The following is a 19,825-nucleotide window of genomic DNA, read 5'->3' as shown; positions in this document are numbered from 1 at the left end:
GCTATCTGCTACTGAATCAAACGGATTCTCAAACGCGCATATAATAAATATAAATAAAGACGAAAATAATATACGCGACTGAACTTAAAGATTACTGGATCAAACAAAATCCATTATTCACACGTCTATTAAATTCAACAGCATCTGCCCCACTCAGGCTGTTAATAATGCTATAGATCAGATTATACTGATAGATCTGCTTCTTCTCTATCAGACCTTTCCAAAAAACAATATCTACGCTTGATGCATCGCGTGCAAGAACACGCTTGAATGCTCTACTCACAAATTCATCTAATGTGCCGTCAAAATCTCTTGCGTATTCTGCTGTTGTTGAAAAGCTACTCAGCATTCCATCTATTGTAGTACGGTTGTCTACAATAGCATCACCCCAAAAAATTAAACCGACTCTGTCTGCAGCTCTATTCAGATAACCAACATATATTCGTTCAATAATGTAAAGCTGAAGAATGTTTGCTTTTGTTGGCAAATAAGTTGCTTGGGTCGCACAATATGCCCCCTGAGTTAATGCTTCTATATTCCTAAGATCGGCTGATCCAAGGCTATTTAAAAGTACAAATATAAATAAGTCCCTACCTACTTCTCCAGAATCTATTTTCGATTTCCAAAAAACAACATCAATTGGAGAAGGATCCCGTCCTAGGACATTAAAAAAAACCTGCCTCACGAAATCATCTGCGGACAGCGCTCCATATGCTCGATAATAGTCAGGGGTTTTCGAGAATTCTTTAACAATGCCTTTAGTATCAATTCGGCCGTCAGCTAAGGCGTCTCTCCAAAATGCCAATCCCTGTGCATCTGCTGGGCGGCCTAAGTACAAGAGGTAAAGCTGCTGTATAAGGTTTAACTGAGCCTGACCTTGTTTACTGTCAGCCGCCTTCAAATATAGTTGAGTGCTGGAAGAACTCGCTGACAAAAGAACGGGTGCTCCAGATCTAGGACCGATTTCTGAGCATCCATCAGCGTCCAAATATTTCCTTAATGTAGCCCACTGCGGTCTCTCCTGTGCCCCAACTGGTTCTACAGATAGATTATAGCTTCCCCATCCGGGTCCGGCAGCCCAGTATGTCGACGGAATACAATTATCTCTCAAATATCCCAACATATTATCCATAATAGTTATCCAATGGGAATGGTTATCTGGTACGCCAAATTCTCCTATATAACCCTTTTTATTGTTTTTTTTAAGCCACTCAATAAATGGCTTTACTCGATTAACGCCATACATAGCATCAAGACTTGAGGGGTCGGCGTTTGCATAATTACCGCCACCTCCCTCATCAAAATAAACATGAGCTTCATATATTAAATTTCCTGCCGGATCCTGCAGAGACAATAAAGAATCGTTCCACTGAGGCCATCGTGTGGCTTCCGCCCAACCATTACCTTCAATAAATATTTTATGTACTGAATCGAAAGTCCTTATACCGTCAATTCCATACTGTGCTGCTTTTGGCCAGTACGCCGTCGCATCATGGGGTTCGTTCATAATGTCGTACCCATATAAAGCAGGCTCACGCGACCACCTTCTCGCAATCTTTGTGGTTACATCCCTAAAGCTAGCATAGGAAACATCACCAGTACCAATTACTGCGCCCCTATACCTAGCATAGTTATGTAGGTCCAGAATCACTTTCATATTATATTTATTGGCATAATAAAAAACGCCATCTACTAATTGAGCATAGCTTGAATCAAACTCTCCCCCTAACGCTGGCTGAAGCCTTTCCCAAAGTATAGGAAATCTAATTAATTTGACGCCTCGAGCACTCCAACTGCTAAAATGATACTCAGTAGGAAATATATAATTCTTATTATTGATACCCGGAATTATGTTCCCAGCAAACCCTGCTCCAGAAAAGTTCAGCCCTACCATTGGCATAGCCCGTACGTCATTGGCGACTATGCAGAATAAAAACAGAATGGTTGCTTTAAACGGAATATTTTGGATCAAGGCAATACCCCTGTTACGACCGCATTCATCCGCAGGAAATCAGTATCTAGTAGCAATAATTATCTGAGTGTATCGATGGATCGCATTAAAGGTGACAAATAAAAACCAAGAAAGTTCAGCAAATAAACTTAGCCAAATCGATCGAAGGCGGAACTTGAAGCCTTTATAATGCAAGGAAAGAAAGGATAAAATTAATTAAAACCTACAAAAAAGACGGCTATTATAGATATCGATTTTGAAAGCGCGGCTCTCTATAGTCATATAAAAGAAAACCGGTAAATCACCAAATGAGGTCATTCCAAGGTATAGATATTTACTTATAAATTACATACGATCCCGATTGATAACTCATCTATCATATCGCTTCGCGCAGCAGGATCAGACACGCCTACGAAGATTGCGACTAGTCACATTTAGCGATTGATTTCGATGGTTCCACGGGTAGCAAAAAGGATACATCGCAGACACAGGTATATGCCAGACCCCAGCGCCATATCAAGGCGCTTGATACTCATGATTGATATATAAAATCAACCTAATTTGATTTGCCTAAATATAATATGTCTTAGAATAATAAGCCATGACAAGCCACGGAAGTTTCAAAAACCTTCCTTTCCACTTCCCCGAATCGCTTAAAATGAAGAGCTAGAGACCTGCATAAGATAATCCCTCTTCAACCGTTATGCTTCAAGAAAGGTAAACTATATTGATTCACCATATATAGTGTCTCGCAGGGACAGCCAATTCATATAGATATGCTTTTCTGATCTCGGTGTCGTCCATGCACCGTTATGCAAAAGCGCTAGTACTCTACTCAACGGCCTTGAACGGCTAAGCGATAAACCTCGAGAGTCCGAGAAGCGCAGGCATCCCAGGTGTAATCGCGCGCGCGGCGTTCACCCTCATCTACACGCTGGCGTGCTGCCAAAGGATCGTCGAGTACCTCCAGCATCGCCTGGGCAATGGCCTTGGGCTCTTGCGGATCAGCCTGCAAGGCCGCATCGCCGACTACTTCCGGCAGCGATGTCGTATTGGAGCAGATCACGGGACACCTCGCGGCGAAGGCCTCAATAGCCGGCAGACCAAAGCCTTCGAACAACGACATAAATACCAGGGCCGCCGCACTCTGCAGTAGCGCGATAACTTCCTCCTGTGGTAGATACTCCAGCCATTTCCCTTCGCCTCTAGCCTCCAGAGCACGCAGTTCCTCGACCAGGGTCTCGACACGCCAGCCATTGCGCCCGACGACAACCAGGGGATGCTGCTTGCGCAACGTCTCGGGTAGCTGGGCATGAGCGGCAAGGACAGCCGCAAGATTCTTGCGCGGTTGCAGCGTACCGACAAAGAGGAAGAAGCTTGGCTCCAAGCCATGCTTGTGTAGCACCTCGTGGCGCACGACGTCGGATTGCCGGGCGAAGTAGTGCCCATTCACGCCGAGCGGTGTGACATGCACTCGCTCCTCCGCAATACCCAGCAGCCTGACGATGTCTCTCTTGCTGTACTCCGAGATGGTGATGACCTGATCGGCCCAGCCCACGCTCTGGTTGAACAGCCAGTTCTTCAATCTGCGCAGCTTGAGCGTGACCCACTCGGGATGAATCTGCGGAATCAGGTCCATCACGCTGGCCACCATCGCCACATTCTTGAGCCGAGGAATGTGATGATCGGGCGCGTGGAAGATATCGACTTCGTTCGCCAGGCGCTGGTCGACCTCGCGATCAGCACCCAGCAGCGCGTTCTTCAGGACGAACTTGGGGAAGTGCGGTGCCAGGCTGACAGGTACGCCGCACCCCAGAGGCGGGGTATCTACGCCAAAGGTGTAGGGACGAATCCGGACGTCTGAGCGGCTGGTGAATGCTTGGGACAAGGACTGGGTATAGATGCCGATCCCGTCGAGATGCCCCTTGGCTACCCCAGAAGACCAGACCGTGCTGCCCAGTCCGACTTTCAATGCCGTCAACGGACGCTCCTCAAAGACCTGTACAGATCTTCGAGCGTCCGCTCCAGCGAGATCAGTTCCCTGGCACCCACGATCTTGCGCAGGCGTGCGTCACTGCCACGGAGCGTCGGAATCTCGTTAGCCCGAACGAAGGCCGGGTTGACCCGGACCTCTATCGAGTAACCGGCGATCCGCTCCATCAACTCGATGATGGCGCGTAGCGCCGTTGCCTTGCCCGAACAGACGTTGACGGGACTGGCACGATGGTCGCTGTCTAGCAGCCCCAAGTAAGCCTGCGCCAGATCGCGAACATCCGAGAAATCCCGACTCACGTCCAGGTTGCCCAGCTCGATCACCCGTTCGCCACGGGCGAAATGGCCCACGATCTTGGGGATGAGAAAGCGCTCGTCTTGCCCTGGCCCGGTGTAGTTGAAGGGCCGGGTGACGACGATGGGCAGACGGTCGTACCAGGTAGCGACCATATGCTCCATGGCCAGCTTGCTGCAGGCGTAGTGATTGACCGGTGCCGGACAAACCGACTCATCGATCACTTCGATGCCGGGAGTTCCATAGATGTTGGCGCTGCTGGCAATCAGCACCCGCTGGGGTTGACGCTCGAGAGCACCGAGCGCCTCCAGCAGATTCAAGGTGCCGAACAGGTTCACCCGATAGAAGGCTTCCTGGTCGGCATGCCCAACAAAGGCCAGCGCCGCCAGATGGATGACCCAGTCTGGTTGCACCTGAGCTACGGCAGCGACGACCGCCGCCTTGTCGGTGAGATCGCATGCCAGGGTGACATCCGCATCGGTAGTACCACTACCGAATCCGACTACCTTAAATCCCCGCGCCTTGAGCGCCTGGATCAGATAGCGTCCCGTGAAGCCCGATGCGCCTGTGACCAGAGCGGTTGGCATGCCTATCCCCTTAGTTAGAACGAGAAGCCTTGTTCGTTGCGACGCAGATCAGCCTCGACCATCATCTGGCACAGCTGCTCCAGGGTGGTCTTGGGCTCCCAACCCAGCTCACGTTTGGCCTTCTCGGGATCGCCGATCAGCAGATCCACTTCAGCGGGACGGTGGAATTTCGGATTCACGGCCACGACCTTCTTGCCGCTACGGGTGCAGTAGCCTTCTTCCTTGTCCGCTTCGCCCTTCCACTCCAGCTGGATATCCACGGCCTTGGCCGCCAGGCTGACGAAGTCACGCACGGTCTCGGTGCGGTTGGTGGCCAGTACATAGGTGTCCGGCTTGTCGGCCTGCAGCATGCGCCACATGCCCTCGACGTATTCCTTGGCGAAGCCCCAGTCGCGTTTGGCATCGAGGTTGCCCAGCTCCAGCACGTCCAGCTTGCCCAGCTTGATCTTGGCGATGCTGTCGGTGATCTTGCGGGTCACGAACTCGCGGCCGCGCAGCGGGGATTCGTGGTTGAAGAGAATGCCGCTGGTGCCGAAGATGCCGTAGGACTCGCGGTAGTTGATGGTCATCCAGTGGGCATAGAGCTTGGCCACGCCGTAGGGACTGCGCGGATAGAAAGGCGTGCTCTCGATCTGCGGAATCGCCTGGACCTTACCGAACATCTCCGAAGTGGATGCCTGATAGAAGCGGATCTTCGGATTGACGATGCGGATGGCTTCGAGCAGGTTCACCGGACCGACGCCGGTGATTTCGGCGGTGGTTACCGGCTGGTCGAAGGAAACGCCCACGAAGCTCTGGGCCGCCAGGTTGTACACCTCGGTCGCTTCGGTGGTCTGCAGCAGGCGGATGCTGGCGGACAGGTCGGTGAGGTCATACTCGACCAGATGCAGATTGGGATGGCCGGCGACACCCACTTCTTCGATGCGCCAGAAGTTGACCGAGCTGGTACGGCGATAGGTGCCATAGACCGTGTAGCCTTTTTCCAGCAGCAGTTGGGCGAGGTAGGCGCCATCTTGCCCGGTGATACCAGTAATAATCGCTTTTTTCACACTGGAGTCCTCTTCAAATTCTCTAAATAAAAGCTCGATTGCTTTGACAAAAAATCAATCCCAGGGGACACGTCATGTTCTTTAGGGTTTAAAGTGTCATATAGGTGAGTTTTAAATTTAAGCTCTTCAATATTCCCTATCTCAAAGAACTCGTAATCTTCTCTAAGACCAAAGTTCATATAATCCGAAAATGCGAAATTTCGTGATATGATCATTCTACGCGAAAGCTCAGCAACCTCGCTACAAATAGCGGAAGCTTCCTGCCCGACCTCTCGATAAGGCAACCAACAATAATCAACACCTGCAATAGCCTTATATAAACTAACATCATCGACACTGCCCATAAAAAAGACTTTATCTAAAACGTTAAGTTTTTTTGCTAATTCGACTAAGCTATCAATTTGACTAGTGTCCGAATGCCGAATGCTATTTGGATGAAGACCTGAATAAATAAGCAATTTATATTCATCGCCCATGCGTGACAAGCCTCTTATTGCATAATCGAATCCCTTATAATGACCAAAGAACCCAAAGACACCGATTAGCTTATCTGTATATTCAAATTTGTATCTGGCAATAATCTCAGCCCGACAACTGTCGTGATTGAATCCAGAAAGACTTTCAGCGCTATTATAGCAAAGCGGATGACAATCTACATTATCAATTTTAAATCTATACTTAAGAATATCGCGTGTGGTTTTCGTATGCACGATTAGCTTTATCTTCTTGTCCTTACAAAAACCTAACAAATCGGCCTCAACTATAGCCGGTATAGTATGCTGCCTATTTGAAAGAAAATTAGACAAAGCTCGCCGAGGATGCGACAGCCACTGAACAATAGGTGGCCTATTAAAATCTGATGATGTCGATCGACTGATTACCGTATGAAGAGTCAAAGTTGTATTGCCATTGGCTAACAAAACTTTCTTTAACCGTTCAACCGAATCAGTCAACGTATCAGCAAAAATACTATATTCGCATTGAACAGAAACAGCGTCGAAACCTCTCAGTTTTTTGCAGAGACTTTCTATGAAAACATTAGCTCCAGCTTTTGTAGCGCCAAAGCTCCTCTTCAGCTCATGCGGCGGCAGATCAAATACCTCAACCTCTATCTCAGGCACCTTACTCAAACCATTTTTCAAAACGTCAGTAAATCTAGCGATTCCGCATTCGATACCATACGTAGAAACTATTGCTATTCTCACAAAGATCTCCCAAATGATCTGTCTTCGACAACAACACCATGCTCTAGGCGAACGACTCTATTGCAGGCCTCTTTGATTAGGGAGTCTGAATGTGACGCCAATACGAGAATAGCGGCGTTTTCTGTCATTTGCTTAAGCCTGAGGTTTGCCTGTTTCTGAAAATCCGCATCACCTACACCTAACCATTCATCCATTAAGATAATGTCGGCAGGGAACGCAGTTGATATTGCGAAACCTAGTCGAACAAGCATTCCTGAAGAATACGTTCTGATAGGGAAATTAAGGTAATCACCAAGGCCAGAGAAATCCGCTATTTCCTCAACCACTGCTTTGATCTCGTTGGGTCTTATCCCAAGAAGAACACCTCTTAGAAAAATATTCTCGTAACCAGATGACTCTGGCTCCATTCCGAGAGTCAAATCTAACAGAGAGGTGATTTTTCCTGAGACGTAGACTTCGCCTTGAGTGGGATGATACACACCGGCCAAAAGTTTCAATAATGTACTTTTGCCAGAGCCATTGTGCCCTAAAAGTCCAACCCTATCTCCAGGAGCAATCTCTAGATTTATATTATCAAGAGCTCGCACATGAACTTGCTCACCCCGGCGGGTAGAAATTGCACCTCCAGTAACCCACGACAAAGCCTGCTTTTTGAAAGACCGGTTTGATACGTCCATTACCGGATAATCGACCACCGCATTTTTTAAGCTTATTTCTGTCATATCACAACCAGTACGCAATTCTTTTATAGCTCATAGAAAGTGCTATGAATGACGAGATCCAGAGGAACGACCCAAGGCATAATGTGTACACCATGGCATCAGAAGGAAAATAGCCATTTAGCATTGGCTCACGTACAATAGCTATTAGATAGTAGAAAGGATTAAAGTGAATAACTCTAGCTAGATCCTCTAACTGATGCGGCTGCCACATTACCGGCGTAATGAAAAAAAGCAATTGAAGTGCACTTGATACCATTGGCAAGAAATCACGATATCTGGCGCATAACAAGGCAAGCAATAACACAAAAGGGGTAAGACAGTATAGCAAAGCCAATAATCCGAAAATTGAAAATATAAGGCCCGCGACTGTAAGAGTATTATACCAAATCAGTAATGGGATAAGAACCACCCAACTATGCATGAATATGACAAAATTACGGAATACAACCCGCAAAACATGAACATATAAAGGCATGCTGATCTGCTTTATAATATGGCCAGCGCCTATAATTGAGTTGGCACCTTCATTCAACAACGTGATAATGAACGTCCAAACAATTATACCAACTGATAGATACGGCAGGTACTCAACCAAGTTCAACTTAAATAATCTAGAATAGACCAATCCCAAGCCAGCGACAAAAAGAATTGTCGTGATTGTATACCAAAAAGGGCCAAGAACGGATCTTTTATACCTAGCCTTTACGTCCTGTATAGATAATAACTTCCAAACGTATGACAATTTGAAGAAGGCAGAGATTTCCCGCCTTAAGGTACTTCCGCTGTTCAAAGAATTTCTCCTTTTGGCTCAAAATAAAGATCACCATGAGGCAGTTGTGAAAGGTTTTTTATATCTATCTTTTCCAAGGGTGGATTACTACCATTCCAGATCTCTGGAGCCACACGATAAGCTGTATATCCTTGCAAGTCCACTAGCGACTGGAACGTAGAAACAACCAAGTCTTTTCGTTCATCCTTAAGGGTCTTGGGATCGAACTCACAAATGATATGCATGGTCGGATTATTTTCTAATACTTCTTTGGCGCCTTTTAAAACAAAAGCTTCAGCACCTTCCACATCGATATGAAGTAATTTTACTGCATCGCCTTCCCGATCTTTAAAAATATTATCCAGGCTGTCCGCTTGGACCTCTAATGGAAATGTTCCTGGATGGTCACCAACAACAATCTTCCCTTCCGGATTAACAATCTCGGCAAGGGTGAAAGAATTTATTAAGCAACTTTGAAAATCTGGCTTACGTCCGCGAGCAAAAACGTTGCCATTCCCCATATAATGCGGGTTAAAACCGAAATTCAGATAGCACTTACTATCGTAAGCAGCTAATAGGTATAGCTCAACGATATCTGGAAAGCCGCTCCAATAAACTGACCTATGCAAATAATTCATAACATATGGATTTGGCTCAAATGCCACTACTTTCCCCTGCCTACCAACGAGTGCAGCGGCATAGCAAACATAATACCCGAAATTCGCACCAATATTTATATAAGTATCATGGGGCTTTAAAATGCTGCCTACCAGGGCTTTGGTCCATGGTTCAATACCGCCATCTCGAACAACACCTATACCTACGTCGATATTATAGGAGGGAACCAGCAGCCATCCGCCATAGTCGGTCTTAACTAGCAACTCCGTGTCGCTGATACTAATAACTTCTCGCCTTCTATTTAGAGCATCAACCTTGAGATCTATATTTTTTGTTTCTGAAGAAAGCGCGGACATTTTATCAGTTACAGCTACAAAACTTAGATCTACCGCCGTTTTTATAGTCTCATCTAGCCTAATTTGACTAGCTACTTTGTAGGCGACATAGTCAAGCACTTTTATTATTTGCCTTTTCAGAAAATTCACTTCTAACCTCCTACCTTGCTAAAGCTATTCAAACGTCCGCCAAACCGAAAAAGAAGAGACTCTAGTTCTTTTCAGCCTAAACTCTTCACCTGACACTAAGATCTTATAAAGCAGACACAAGGGCAAATGCTCTTCATTTTCCCAATGTTTGTAATCTGCTGCCGAAGGCAGCCTATTCAAAATCCGCTTGAATGCTAGATCAATACCGTGCTTATCTGCAGGCGCACATAACTCTTCGGCCAATAGATCCCAGGTAAGCGCTTTGAATAGGTGATCGTCACTCTCGATAGAAGCTGATGCCAATAAGACATTGGCAAAATTCATAGACCACATATGATCTGGATGTCTAGTGTCACGCAATGGCGAGCCATATGAACTGTAGACGTTAGCGCCATCGAAAGGATTTACTGGACTATTGAAACAGCTTAACAAGTCTGCGTGCTCCGTCGCGACGTAATATCTATTTACACCATCAAAAAAAGCAAAAATATACTTATTTTCAAGTAGGATATGCTCCCAAAAATCCCAATTTGGCTCTCCGGTAGCAGCATCGACAGATTCTACTAATACTACCTTCGGACGCCATCTTTTCCAGTTTGCCCCGATTAGCACGTCGTGCTCAGAACCTTCTACATCTACTTTTAAAAAATCTATATCACCGCTGACGTATTGCTCGCACAGCTCCGCAAGCGACATAACCTCAACTTGAATCTGTTTGACAGAGCAATTATGAGACAAGACCAAGTCATCGCTTATTTTACCGAGCGAAGAAATATGATCTGCGCTAGCCGTTATGTTGAAACTTGAAACCCCTTTCCTATTGGAAATAGCGCATCCTAAATTTATATCCCGCGGCCGGCCACGTTTAAGCTCAGAGAGGCGGAATGGGGTAGGTTCTACATTAATCCCTGACCATCCCATTTGATAAAAATGATATGCCGGATTACTTGTCACAGGGTGACTAGCTCCAATATCTATGTAAAATCCGCTCTTCTTACCTTTAAAGCATCTATCCAAGTAAATATCTTCACCGCACTGCGAATAGGAGATCATCGTTAGGCCTCAATACGAGAATAGCTGTTCGTAAAGGTTGCTATCATTCTTTTATTAGCACTGAAACTATCTTTGCACCAAATTAACCGTTGAACCAGGATGATTAGTGCCCGCCCATGCACGGCTCTATATAAACGGCCTAAAAAGCTCAAAAGTAAATGATGTTTCCGATGAAATATGCAGTATAAGTAATTTCGAGTACTGAACTGACCGCTCAAAAACAAAGCATTTTGTACGTCATCCATTTTTTTCCCGTTAGGAATGATGCCGTACAGGACGACGATAATTACGTCGTGTGCGCAGACTGCAGCGTGCTTGGCTGTAGAAGAGAGTTGTAACCCATAGCCGAATAATGTGCCATTACGGTCAAAGCAGGCGATTCTGGCAAAAACGGTTGTGCAAGCAGAGCCAAGCCTATGCAGCAGCGTGGCATCAAATTTGCAGCTATCCTTTTTTAGCACGTGGATCATCTGCTAGTCGTTCGGGTCTGTCGTGGTGAACATGAGGCTCCCTGCCGCAAAAGGTTGCACTGGATTTAGGCGCCTCTGCGGACCCGTCATTCTAGGCGGGCTTGCCCAGCGCGGCCAGGGCAGCCGTCATGGATTCCTCTTGTTACGGCTGATGAGACGGCCTTTCGTCGACACCGGCATGCTTTTCCCGAATGCAGCGAGATGGTCGGCGCGTTGGTAGTTGTGTTAGCTCCGGATGGCCAGTCCGGGCCTTAGACATACGCTACAGACAGGAGGAGGTCCTCTCAGGAGCAGATCGACGACAACTGAAGATTAGGCGTCGGAAAAATCGCCTTCCAAATTAAAAAAACTCCTGCTCAAGGCCTAAAACGTGTCAGGTTCCACGCCGGTTACGGTGAATAAATCGGAGAATGCGCCTAATCCTTCGGTTGCCCGGTGCGTACGCTGCTACGATTCTCAACCTTAGAATCCCTGCGTAATCCCTACCCGAACATTGAGAGCGGCAAAGCGGATTCGCGGTACTGCTCGATCACCTAGGTAACGTAGCAGTCACCCCTTACTGTGGCCTGATCGCAGAAAGTGCTCGCGATGGAACCCCTATCAACACTGCTCACGCTAGCGGCGGCAAAGCCTTCAGCGACGGCCAGCATCCGAAGCCTACGGTGCTGGCGCCGCTGCCTCGGCGGTGTGGAACGGTCTTTAGATCACCCAACCCACCTATGTCGGCGTAACCGTCGGCAAGGACGGAGCCTTCGCTCAAGCCGGCGGTGCCGCTTCCATTGGCACTCCCGGCGTCGAGCTGATTGGCCAGTCTGCGCAATCCATAGACATCCAAGCAGGCGCACGATCCGTGGCAACTATTTGCAGTCGCTGGGCCTAAACGTTAAATCCTGGGCGCTACGGTCAATCCCGTGGACGGGTGTAGCAACCTGACAAACCAAGGCGCGTCAGCGTTATAGCTCACAGCCAATGCTTAGCATCTGGTTGCGCGCGCTCTATGGCGGGTCGTGCGGGGCAGGCTTCGGCCTGGCCGGTTCCCTTAGTCCCCGGTTTGCTACCCGTACGGTCCGCCTCCGTACCGCGTAGCAACGGTGGCGGCGGCTCCTAAACCGAACCAGGGAGCAGCATAGATATGCATCGTCTTCCTTTGAAACTCGCGCCCCGCCTTTTTCCTAGCCCATTACGTTGTACCTCCATGGTGGAGGTGAACAATGGCTGAGAAGAAAGGTGCGGTCCTTCCCTTCCCCGTCAGCCCAGCCTCGTTACGACAGCCTGACTTCACCCGGGAGTAGCCAGAGGCAGACGCGGATATACGGGCTTCAATGCTCAGCGACCTGTTGGATCGCCTAGCCAACGATCAGGGCAACGCGGATAGCCCAACAGACTTACGTCAGCGAATTTCGGCCTATATGGCTCGAGATCTACTCGATGAAATGGTGACGCTCTATCGCAGAGCGCTGTCAGAGGCTCGTCACCCTTAGGGGAGGAGACAGCTAAGCGTCGCTCGTGTGGCTCTTAGCTGTCCATGAGGTTGTGATGGCTAGAAAAGTCTATGTGCTTTGGCGAGGGATTTCTCTAAATCAGTCACCACCGCTTGTTCATCAGCGTAGGCTGCAAATCTGTAGTCGAGACGCGAACTGGTCATGGATACTCCACAGCCAGGTCACTTGGCTTCGTGGCTTGAGCTTCTTTCTACCCCTCCTTCAGCCAGCGCTCAAACGTCGCGCCCTGTGCTTCATCCCTCTGTGGAGCGTAGTAAACCAGCCGTAGATGGCGGTCCACATCAACTGTAAGCGTCGTGTGTTCAAACACCATCTGGCCTATCCCATCGAGTCGGAAGTATCGAATCCCTTGGCAGGGCCCATGGATGTCCTGGCGATTCCACCAGTCACAAAATTCTGGGGCTACCCGCTCCAAGTCCTTTACCAGTCCCACGATGTCTGCGTCCTGGGTTCCCTGAACAAAATCGCGCCGGAAGCTCGAAAAAATCTGGACTGCCTGGCCCTCCCAGGGATCGAGAAGCTGGCGTAGCCGCTTGGACGTAAACAGCATCCAAAGCAAATTACGTCGCTCAGGAATCTGCTCCGAAAAGCCAAACAGTCGGTCGGCCGCGTCATTCCAAGCCAACACATCCCAGCGCAGGTTCAAGACGTATGACGGGCGGGTATCCAGATCCTCTATCAACCGGATAATCAGGGGCGGAACCACGCACCACGTCCTGCCGGGTTCACACGGTGGCCGCTGTTGGGCGAGTAGATAGAGATGACGACGCTCCGTGGCATCGAGCTTGAGTGCACGGGATAGATTGTCCAAAAAAGTCGAGGACACGCTGATTTCTCGGCCCTGTTCGAGCCAGGTGTACCAACTGAGACCTACCCGTGCCAGCGTCGCTACCTCTTCACGCCGTAGCCCAGGTGTCCGCCGTCGCCCACCGGAAGGCAACCCAACCTCTTCAGGTGTCAGACGCTCCCGGCGGCTTCTTAGAAACTCTGCAAGCTCAATCCGAGAACGTTCGAAAGACCGCGCCGCCGACATGCCATTACTCCTAGTAACAGTATAAGCAACCAAATTGTAACAGGCTCAAAAGGGTGCGAAGAATAGCGCGTCCTGGCGCCGAGTGCCTCATGTCAGGGCTGTCGCGCGAGGAGAAATAGACGCGCTTGCTATTACTGCCTAGGAGTCACACCGATGTACAACACGCTTTTGCATCAGAAGCTGGAAGCCCTGAAACAAGCCAACCAATACCGCACCTTTACGACCTTGGACCGCTTATGTGGTCGTTACCCTTTGGCCCGCTTGCCCGATTCGCAATCAGCGGTCGTAATGTGGTGCAGCAATGACTACCTCGGAATGTCCCAGCATTCCGAGGTACGTAGCGCCATGCACGAGGCCTTGGATGCCTACGGTGCAGGTTCGGGAGGTTCGCGCAACATTGGGGGCTCCCATGCGTTGTACGGACAATTAGAGCAAAGCTTGGCCGACTGGCACGGTAAGGAAGCGGCACTGGTGTTCCCTACCGGCTTCGGGTCTAACGAGGCCACCCTGCAATGTCTGCTGCGGGAGCTGCCCGAATGCGTGGTAATCAGTGATGAGCGTAACCATGCCTCGATCATCAACGGTATCCGCTCAACTTCGAATGAGCGCCACATCTTCCGGCACAACGATCTCGAGCACTTGGAGCAACTGCTACAAACCTACTCCCCTGACCGACCCAAGATCATTGTCTTCGAGTCGATTTACTCAATGGACGGCGATGTCGCCCCCGTTAGAGAAATTGTTGCGCTAGCCAAGCGATACAACGCTCTAAGCTACCTCGACGAAGTACATGCGGTAGGGATGTATGGGCCTAGGGGTGCCGGTGTTGCGGCTGAACTAGGCATTGCGGAGCAGGTAGACATTATCCAAGGCACTATGGCTAAAGCCATTGGTGTCATCGGTGGCTATATCGCCGCAAGCTCCGTCATCATCGATGCTGTACGTTCCTTCGCAACGGGCTTCATCTTCACCACGTCGCTGCCGCCCGCGGTAACGGCAGGCTGCATCAAGAGTATCGAACACCTCAAGGACAGTGACGCAGAACGGCAGCGACTGCACGCGCATACCGCCAAGCTGCGCGGCAAGCTTCTGGAACAGGACATCCCCGTCATGCCCTGCTCACGCACCCACATCTTGCCGGTACTAATCGGCGATGCCGAGCGTTGCAAAGCGGCTGCAGGACGCCTATTGCAAACCCATCACATCTATCTCCAGCCGATCAATTTTCCTTCGGTCACCGTAGGCACGGAACGCTTCCGCGTTAACGCAACGCCCAACCATAGCGATGAGCAGATCGAGCAACTGGCCCTTGCCCTACGGGAAACCTTCGAGCACTTCGCCATTCCTTTTGCCTCCCAGCGGGTTGGTGCGGAGGTTGCGTGATGAGCATCTCCTACGACATCCGTCGTGCTACGCCTGACGACATCCCTGCGCTCATCGAGCTCAGAGCCCATCTACTCGATGCCGGCGGAGCGCCTTACGCCAGCCGTACACCCACAGACACTGAGCGTTGGCGCAGGGCCTACCCGCTTTGGCTGGCCACCTGTCTTGAAGGGTCAGATCGGGTACTCATCCTGTGCGCTGAGCATAAGTACACCCAAGCCATACTCGGCTGCGCCACAGGCATCATTGATGACCGTGCCCCGGCTCCCGACTGTCTTAATGGCCGATCGGGTTGGGTTCAATCGGTTGCCGTAGCGCCTGAGCTACGCCGCTGCGGTATCGCAAAGGCACTCATACAGCGGCTTCTAGACTGGTTCAGGACGCGCCAAGTGAACTCAGTCGCTCTACAAACTACGCCTGCTGCTACCTCGCTCTACCAGAGGCTCGGATTCGCCTCGACTGGCGAAGCTCTATTGGTACGTGCGGAGGGCCGGCCATGAACGTCCTGATCATCGGTCTGGGCTATGCCGGTCACCGTTTTTGGCGTGCCTTTGAACACCTGTCCGTCAGTACTGGCATGCCCTTGCGCTTGGCGTATGTTGATCGGAAACCCAAGGCATCAGAACTGCCATTCTTTCCTACGGTGGCGTCCGCGCTTCATCACTTCGAGCCCGACATCGTCGTGGTCAGCGTCAACGATGAAAGTCATGCACGAATCTTGACGGAGCTAAGCGGATATCGTGGCTTCGTGCTGTGCGAGAAACCACTCGTTACTCCCGCTGACGACCTGACACTTGTTGCCGAGCAGCTAAGTCAGGTAAGTGGTTTTGCCTTGGACTTGGTAGAACGGTACTCACCCGCCACACAATCTCTGCGTCGGCAGATCAGCGCACAGGGTTGGTCGCTGGTGAGAGCCAGCTTTCACTGGGGTAAGGACCGGCTCAATGACTACCGTCCTACCTGCGGTGTCACCAGTGAAGTCATCCATGCGCTGGATTTGGTGTCGTGGATCTGTTCCTCCGCTGATCCTTTGCAGATTCACGATGTGATCGGAGTACGTTCGGACTTCTCGATTTCCGGACATTCCGTGCTGGATACCGTCTCTCTCACCGGAACGTTGGGCCAGGCCACACTCGCAGGCTATGCCAGCTTCGTGAACATCATGCGTCAGCGCACGGTGGACTTCAGCTTCATCGATCAAGAACAGCAAGTCATTCAGGCGCGCCTGGTCTTCGATACGCCGTCTTGGGATCAGGATCACCTGCGAATTTGGACGCGCAATGATAAAGGGCAGGAGAAACTGATCGATGAACAGTGTTTCAGCCTTGCCCAACCCGGACTTGAAACCCTGCATAAGCTGAGTCGCCTCTGTCGCCACGTAGTGCGGTGGGTATCCCTTCGCGAGATGCCCTCACAGCCCTTTGCAGACCTGCAAACGGCTATCGCTCTACAGCACCAGCTTAACCTGATTGAGTCCTCAGCCCGCTGCCCTGCTCCGGCCTGCTATGTCCCTTACGGGAACCGCAGCCTGCTGCCGGAAACGAGTGACTTGGAAACTTTGGGCTGATTTCAAAGGAGACCGCCAATGTGTGGCATTACTGGCTGGCTGTCTTTCAGCCAAGATCTTAACTTCCAGCGTTCTATCTTGGAGCGCATGACCGAAACCATGACGCGACGAGGACCTGACGCGGGCGGCCTATGGATTGATGGACCAATTGGACTCGGACATCGACGCCTCTCCATCATTGACCTCGAAGGCGGTCGTCAGCCAATGACGGCAGGCTTCGGCAACGACCCTGAAGCGGTAGCCATCACCTACAGCGGCGAGGTCTATAACTTCCAGGACCTCCGGCGTGATCTGCAAGCACTCGGACATCGGTTCGAAACTCGCAGCGACACCGAGGTAGTTCTGCACGCCTATCTGGAATGGGGCTATGACTTCGTAGATCGACTCAATGGCATGTACGCCTTCGCCATCTGGAACAGGCGAAAGCAGGAGCTACTGCTGGTGCGTGACCGGATGGGAGTCAAGCCGCTCTATTACTTTCCGACTGCCGATGGCGTGATTTTTGGTTCCGAGCCCAAAGCCTTGCTGGCGAACCCTCTGGCACCTCGCAAGATTCAAGCAGACGGTCTGCGTGAAATCCTTGAGATGGTGAAAACCCCAGGGCAGGCCATCTTTGCTGGCATGCGCGAAGTGCTTCCCGGTGAATGGGTCAGGATTGCCCGGAGTGGTCTGCAACGGCAGCGTTACTGGAAGCTTGAAGCATGGGAGCACGAGCATTCGTTGGACCAGACCATTGGCCACACGCGTGATCTACTCGAAGACATAGTTCAGCGTCAGGTCGTTTCGGATGTGCCCTTGTGTAGTCTGCTTTCAGGCGGACTCGACTCTTCTATCATCACAGCGCTGGCATCGCGCAAGCTACTTGCAGCGGGAAAAGAGAACATCCGTTCTTTCTCGTTGGATTTCGCTGATCATGGCCAGGGCTTCGCAAGCGATGCTGTTCGAGGCACGGCCGATGCACCTTTCGTGACGGACTTGGTGCAGCAGATCCAGTCCCACCATGGCGAGGTCATCCTAGACAGTCGGGAACTTGCCGATCCGCAACTGCGGGCTCAGGTTATCCGAGCGTTGGACCTACCCCCCGCCTTTTGGGGCGATATGTGGCCCTCGCTTTACCGACTCTTTGAAGAGATCCGACGGCATTCTACTGTCGCCTTGTCCGGGGAAAGCGCAGACGAAGTGTTCGGCGGCTATCGCTGGTTCCACGATCCAGTTGCCATCCAAGCGCGTACTTTTCCCTGGCTGACTTCCGTGACGGAGAAATATTTCGACGGCAAGACGTTGTTCGATCCAGGACTGCTAAAACATTTGGATATGCACAACTTTCTGCAGGACAGCTATTCGCAGGCTATTGCTGAAGCGCCCGGCTTGCCAGGCGAGGCCGCCGATGATCGTCGGATGCGGGAGATGAGCTACGTCAACCTGACCCGTTTTGTACAGACGCTATTAGATCGCAAGGACCGGATGAGTATGGCGGTTGGACTGGAAGTAAGGGTGCCGTTCTGTGACCACCGCTTGGTCGAGTATGCATTCAACATCCCCTGGCAGATGAAGGTCTTCGACGGTAGAGAAAAGAGCATTCTGCGCGCGGCGACACGCGACCTTCTGCCTGCGTCCATCGTCGAGCGCGTGAAAAGCCCCTACCCCTCGACGCAAGATCCCGCTTACGAGCAGGGGCTACGCAGAGCCCTAGCCGCTATCCGGGATGACACGAATGCGCCCGTCCGCCCCTTCCTCGACTTCACCCGTGTAGAGGCAGCGTTAGAAAGGCCCCTTGGCGCCCACTCGCCTATGTATGACCGCATGGGTATGGAACTCGCGGTCGGGCTTGATACTTGGTTGCGCGAGTACGACGTCAGCGTCGAGCTTTTCTAGTTACCTGGGCGACCGCCGCGTCGCCCCTTCACTTCCTATTTACCGACTCACCTCCGTGAGGACTTTGTCATGCCTTCAAATCGTACTTCACCTACCTATCTCATCGCCCTGGGCGCTTTCGCCCTTGGGATGGCCTCCTATGTGACAGCAGGGCTCATCCCGCTCATCCAAAACTCCCTCTCAGTGTCAGTAGCCATGGCGGCCCAACTGGTTACCGCCTTTACCCTTGCTTATGGCATCGGCTCGCCTGTGTTCGTCGCCCTTGTGCCGCCCAACCGCCAACGTGCTGGACTGTTACTCGCCCTACTGGTCTTCGTACTTGCGAACGCAGGAAGCGCCCTTTCTGATAGCTTTCTGACGCTTGTAGTTTGCCGCGCAATCGCCGGTATTGGTGCCGGTGTCTACCTCGCCATGGGCATTGCTGCCGCCGCTTCGCTCTCTACTCCGGAGCGCCGCGGCAAAGGTATCGCCGTAATTTTGGGCGGCATGGCCAGCGGTGTGGTCCTTGGTGTACCGCTGAGTTTGCTATTGGCTCACCAATGGGGCTGGCAAGCAGCTCTATGGTTGATCACGCTCTTGGGCGCTGTGAGCTGGGCGGGCCTTTACCTGCGTCTGCCAGCGCTACCCAAGGCGACCGCCAGCTCCCTTGGCCAAAAACTCGCCATGCTCAGCGATGGCCGAGTCCTGACCATTTTGCTCGTGTCGTTGCTAGCGGCCGTATCCAGCCTCGGCATGTATACCTTCATCGCCCCTCTGCTGTCCGACCCTGCCTACGGTGGTATCCACGCTGTGACGCCCTACCTCTGGGTGTGGGGTATCGGCGGTGTACTAGGAAGTTTCTTAATTGGCCCCCTGGTTGATCGCGTTCGTGGTGCGGTGCTGACCCTAGGGATCATGGTCGTTCTGGCACTGTCTCTGCTTTTTCTTCCTCAAACCGCACAGTGGAATCAGTGGCTTGTCATGCTACCCATTGCCGCTTGGGGCGCGGTCGGCTGGGCCCTGCAGGTACCGCAGAACAACGAGCTGATCCAGGCGCGCCAACACCATGGTGATGGCAACCTTGCCGTGGCCTTGAATGAATCAGCCTTGTACTTGGGGAGCGCTCTTGGTGCGGCTGCAGGCGGGTTCGTTCTACTGCTCGAACAGCCGGTCGGTAATCTGGCGCTCTACGCTGCCGGCGTAGCCACACTTGGCGCCTTTGCCCAACTGCTCCTACTACGCCAGAAAGGCACGGCATCCAATCACACCTATCTCGACTCTAAACACTGA

The 19,825-nt window shown here is 51.2% G+C and carries 16 protein-coding genes; 5 read left to right on the top strand and 11 right to left on the bottom strand.

Annotated elements, in window-relative coordinates:
* Positions 1 to 91 precede the first annotated feature (91 nt).
* The 11 genes from OMP44_RS10725 to OMP44_RS10680 form a co-directional block, all read right to left on the bottom strand.
* The gene (locus tag OMP44_RS10725; protein WP_280307860.1) at positions 92 to 1,972 is read right to left on the bottom strand and encodes a cellulase family glycosylhydrolase; all 1,881 of its coding nucleotides are present in this window, start codon (positions 1,970 to 1,972) and stop codon (positions 92 to 94) included.
* An 814-nt stretch (positions 1,973 to 2,786) separates the two neighbouring features.
* Positions 2,787 to 3,923 (bottom strand): glycosyltransferase family 4 protein, encoded by a 1,137-nt coding sequence (locus tag OMP44_RS10720; protein WP_280308493.1) that lies wholly within the window; start codon positions 3,921 to 3,923, stop codon positions 2,787 to 2,789.
* Positions 3,924 to 3,928: 5 nt separating this feature from the next.
* The gene (locus OMP44_RS10715) at positions 3,929 to 4,825 is read right to left on the bottom strand and encodes an NAD-dependent epimerase/dehydratase family protein (protein ID WP_280307858.1); all 897 of its coding nucleotides are present in this window, start codon (positions 4,823 to 4,825) and stop codon (positions 3,929 to 3,931) included.
* Positions 4,826 to 4,839: 14 nt separating this feature from the next.
* Positions 4,840 to 5,874: a GDP-mannose 4,6-dehydratase gene (gene gmd, locus OMP44_RS10710; protein ID WP_280307855.1), complete on the bottom strand. Its 1,035-nt coding sequence runs from the start codon at positions 5,872 to 5,874 to the stop codon at positions 4,840 to 4,842.
* Positions 5,871 to 7,079: a glycosyltransferase family protein gene (locus OMP44_RS10705; protein ID WP_280307853.1), complete on the bottom strand. Its 1,209-nt coding sequence runs from the start codon at positions 7,077 to 7,079 to the stop codon at positions 5,871 to 5,873. The genes gmd and OMP44_RS10705 overlap by 4 nt, the downstream gene beginning before the upstream one ends.
* A complete protein-coding gene (locus OMP44_RS10700; RefSeq protein ID WP_280307851.1) occupies positions 7,076 to 7,801 on the bottom strand; it encodes an ABC transporter ATP-binding protein in 726 nt (241 codons plus the stop codon). The genes OMP44_RS10705 and OMP44_RS10700 overlap by 4 nt, the downstream gene beginning before the upstream one ends.
* Position 7,802: 1 nt before the next feature.
* Positions 7,803 to 8,543 (bottom strand): ABC transporter permease, encoded by a 741-nt coding sequence (locus tag OMP44_RS24970; protein WP_431312636.1) that lies wholly within the window; start codon positions 8,541 to 8,543, stop codon positions 7,803 to 7,805.
* 44 nt (positions 8,544 to 8,587) lie between these two features.
* Entirely contained in the window at positions 8,588 to 9,673 is a 1,086-nt protein-coding gene (locus tag OMP44_RS10695; protein WP_280307849.1) for an FkbM family methyltransferase, read from the bottom strand.
* Positions 9,674 to 9,697: 24 nt separating this feature from the next.
* The gene (locus tag OMP44_RS10690; RefSeq protein WP_280307846.1) at positions 9,698 to 10,726 is read right to left on the bottom strand and encodes an FkbM family methyltransferase; all 1,029 of its coding nucleotides are present in this window, start codon (positions 10,724 to 10,726) and stop codon (positions 9,698 to 9,700) included.
* A 2-nt stretch (positions 10,727 to 10,728) separates the two neighbouring features.
* A complete protein-coding gene (locus tag OMP44_RS10685) occupies positions 10,729 to 11,196 on the bottom strand; it encodes a hypothetical protein (RefSeq protein WP_280307841.1) in 468 nt (155 codons plus the stop codon).
* 1,692 nt (positions 11,197 to 12,888) lie between these two features.
* Positions 12,889 to 13,731, bottom strand: a complete 843-nt coding sequence (locus OMP44_RS10680) for a helix-turn-helix transcriptional regulator (protein WP_280307838.1) — start codon at positions 13,729 to 13,731, stop codon at positions 12,889 to 12,891.
* Positions 13,732 to 13,884: 153 nt separating this feature from the next.
* Between OMP44_RS10680 and hemA the strand changes: the two genes are divergently transcribed.
* The 5 genes from hemA (at position 13,885) to OMP44_RS10655 (ending at position 19,825) form a co-directional block, all read left to right on the top strand.
* The gene (gene hemA, locus OMP44_RS10675; RefSeq protein ID WP_280307836.1) at positions 13,885 to 15,114 is read left to right on the top strand and encodes a 5-aminolevulinate synthase; all 1,230 of its coding nucleotides are present in this window, start codon (positions 13,885 to 13,887) and stop codon (positions 15,112 to 15,114) included.
* Entirely contained in the window at positions 15,114 to 15,614 is a 501-nt protein-coding gene (locus OMP44_RS10670; RefSeq protein WP_280307834.1) for a GNAT family N-acetyltransferase, read from the top strand. The genes hemA and OMP44_RS10670 overlap by 1 nt, the downstream gene beginning before the upstream one ends.
* Positions 15,611 to 16,681 (top strand): Gfo/Idh/MocA family oxidoreductase, encoded by a 1,071-nt coding sequence (locus tag OMP44_RS10665; protein ID WP_280307832.1) that lies wholly within the window; start codon positions 15,611 to 15,613, stop codon positions 16,679 to 16,681. The genes OMP44_RS10670 and OMP44_RS10665 overlap by 4 nt, the downstream gene beginning before the upstream one ends.
* Positions 16,682 to 16,699: 18 nt before the next feature.
* The gene (gene asnB / locus OMP44_RS10660; RefSeq protein WP_280307829.1) at positions 16,700 to 18,556 is read left to right on the top strand and encodes an asparagine synthase (glutamine-hydrolyzing); all 1,857 of its coding nucleotides are present in this window, start codon (positions 16,700 to 16,702) and stop codon (positions 18,554 to 18,556) included.
* A 69-nt stretch (positions 18,557 to 18,625) separates the two neighbouring features.
* Positions 18,626 to 19,825 carry an MFS transporter gene (locus tag OMP44_RS10655; protein ID WP_280307827.1) on the top strand — a complete coding sequence of 400 codons (1,200 nt, stop codon included), beginning with the start codon at positions 18,626 to 18,628 and terminating at the stop codon, positions 19,823 to 19,825.

This window comes from Pseudomonas flavocrustae (assembly GCF_029872515.1).
In the GTDB taxonomy this organism is placed as follows: Bacteria; Pseudomonadota; Gammaproteobacteria; order Pseudomonadales; family Pseudomonadaceae; genus Chryseomonas; species Chryseomonas aestiva.
The sequence above is the reverse complement of the archived record's forward strand: the minus strand, read 5'-3'. Positions and strand labels throughout refer to the sequence as shown.

Coding starts and splice junctions, on each gene's coding strand:
- OMP44_RS10665 (WP_280307832.1), top strand. CDS start 15,611: ATGAACGTCCTGATCATCGGTCTGGGCTATGCCGGTCACCGTTTTTGG.
- OMP44_RS10715 (WP_280307858.1), bottom strand. CDS start 4,825: ATGCCAACCGCTCTGGTCACAGGCGCATCGGGCTTCACGGGACGCTAT.
- OMP44_RS10685 (WP_280307841.1), bottom strand. CDS start 11,196: ATGATCCACGTGCTAAAAAAGGATAGCTGCAAATTTGATGCCACGCTG.
- OMP44_RS10655 (WP_280307827.1), top strand. CDS start 18,626: ATGCCTTCAAATCGTACTTCACCTACCTATCTCATCGCCCTGGGCGCT.
- OMP44_RS10690 (WP_280307846.1), bottom strand. CDS start 10,726: ATGATCTCCTATTCGCAGTGCGGTGAAGATATTTACTTGGATAGATGC.
- asnB (WP_280307829.1), top strand. CDS start 16,700: ATGTGTGGCATTACTGGCTGGCTGTCTTTCAGCCAAGATCTTAACTTC.
- OMP44_RS10670 (WP_280307834.1), top strand. CDS start 15,114: ATGAGCATCTCCTACGACATCCGTCGTGCTACGCCTGACGACATCCCT.
- hemA (WP_280307836.1), top strand. CDS start 13,885: ATGTACAACACGCTTTTGCATCAGAAGCTGGAAGCCCTGAAACAAGCC.
- OMP44_RS10700 (WP_280307851.1), bottom strand. CDS start 7,801: ATGACAGAAATAAGCTTAAAAAATGCGGTGGTCGATTATCCGGTAATG.
- OMP44_RS10680 (WP_280307838.1), bottom strand. CDS start 13,731: ATGTCGGCGGCGCGGTCTTTCGAACGTTCTCGGATTGAGCTTGCAGAG.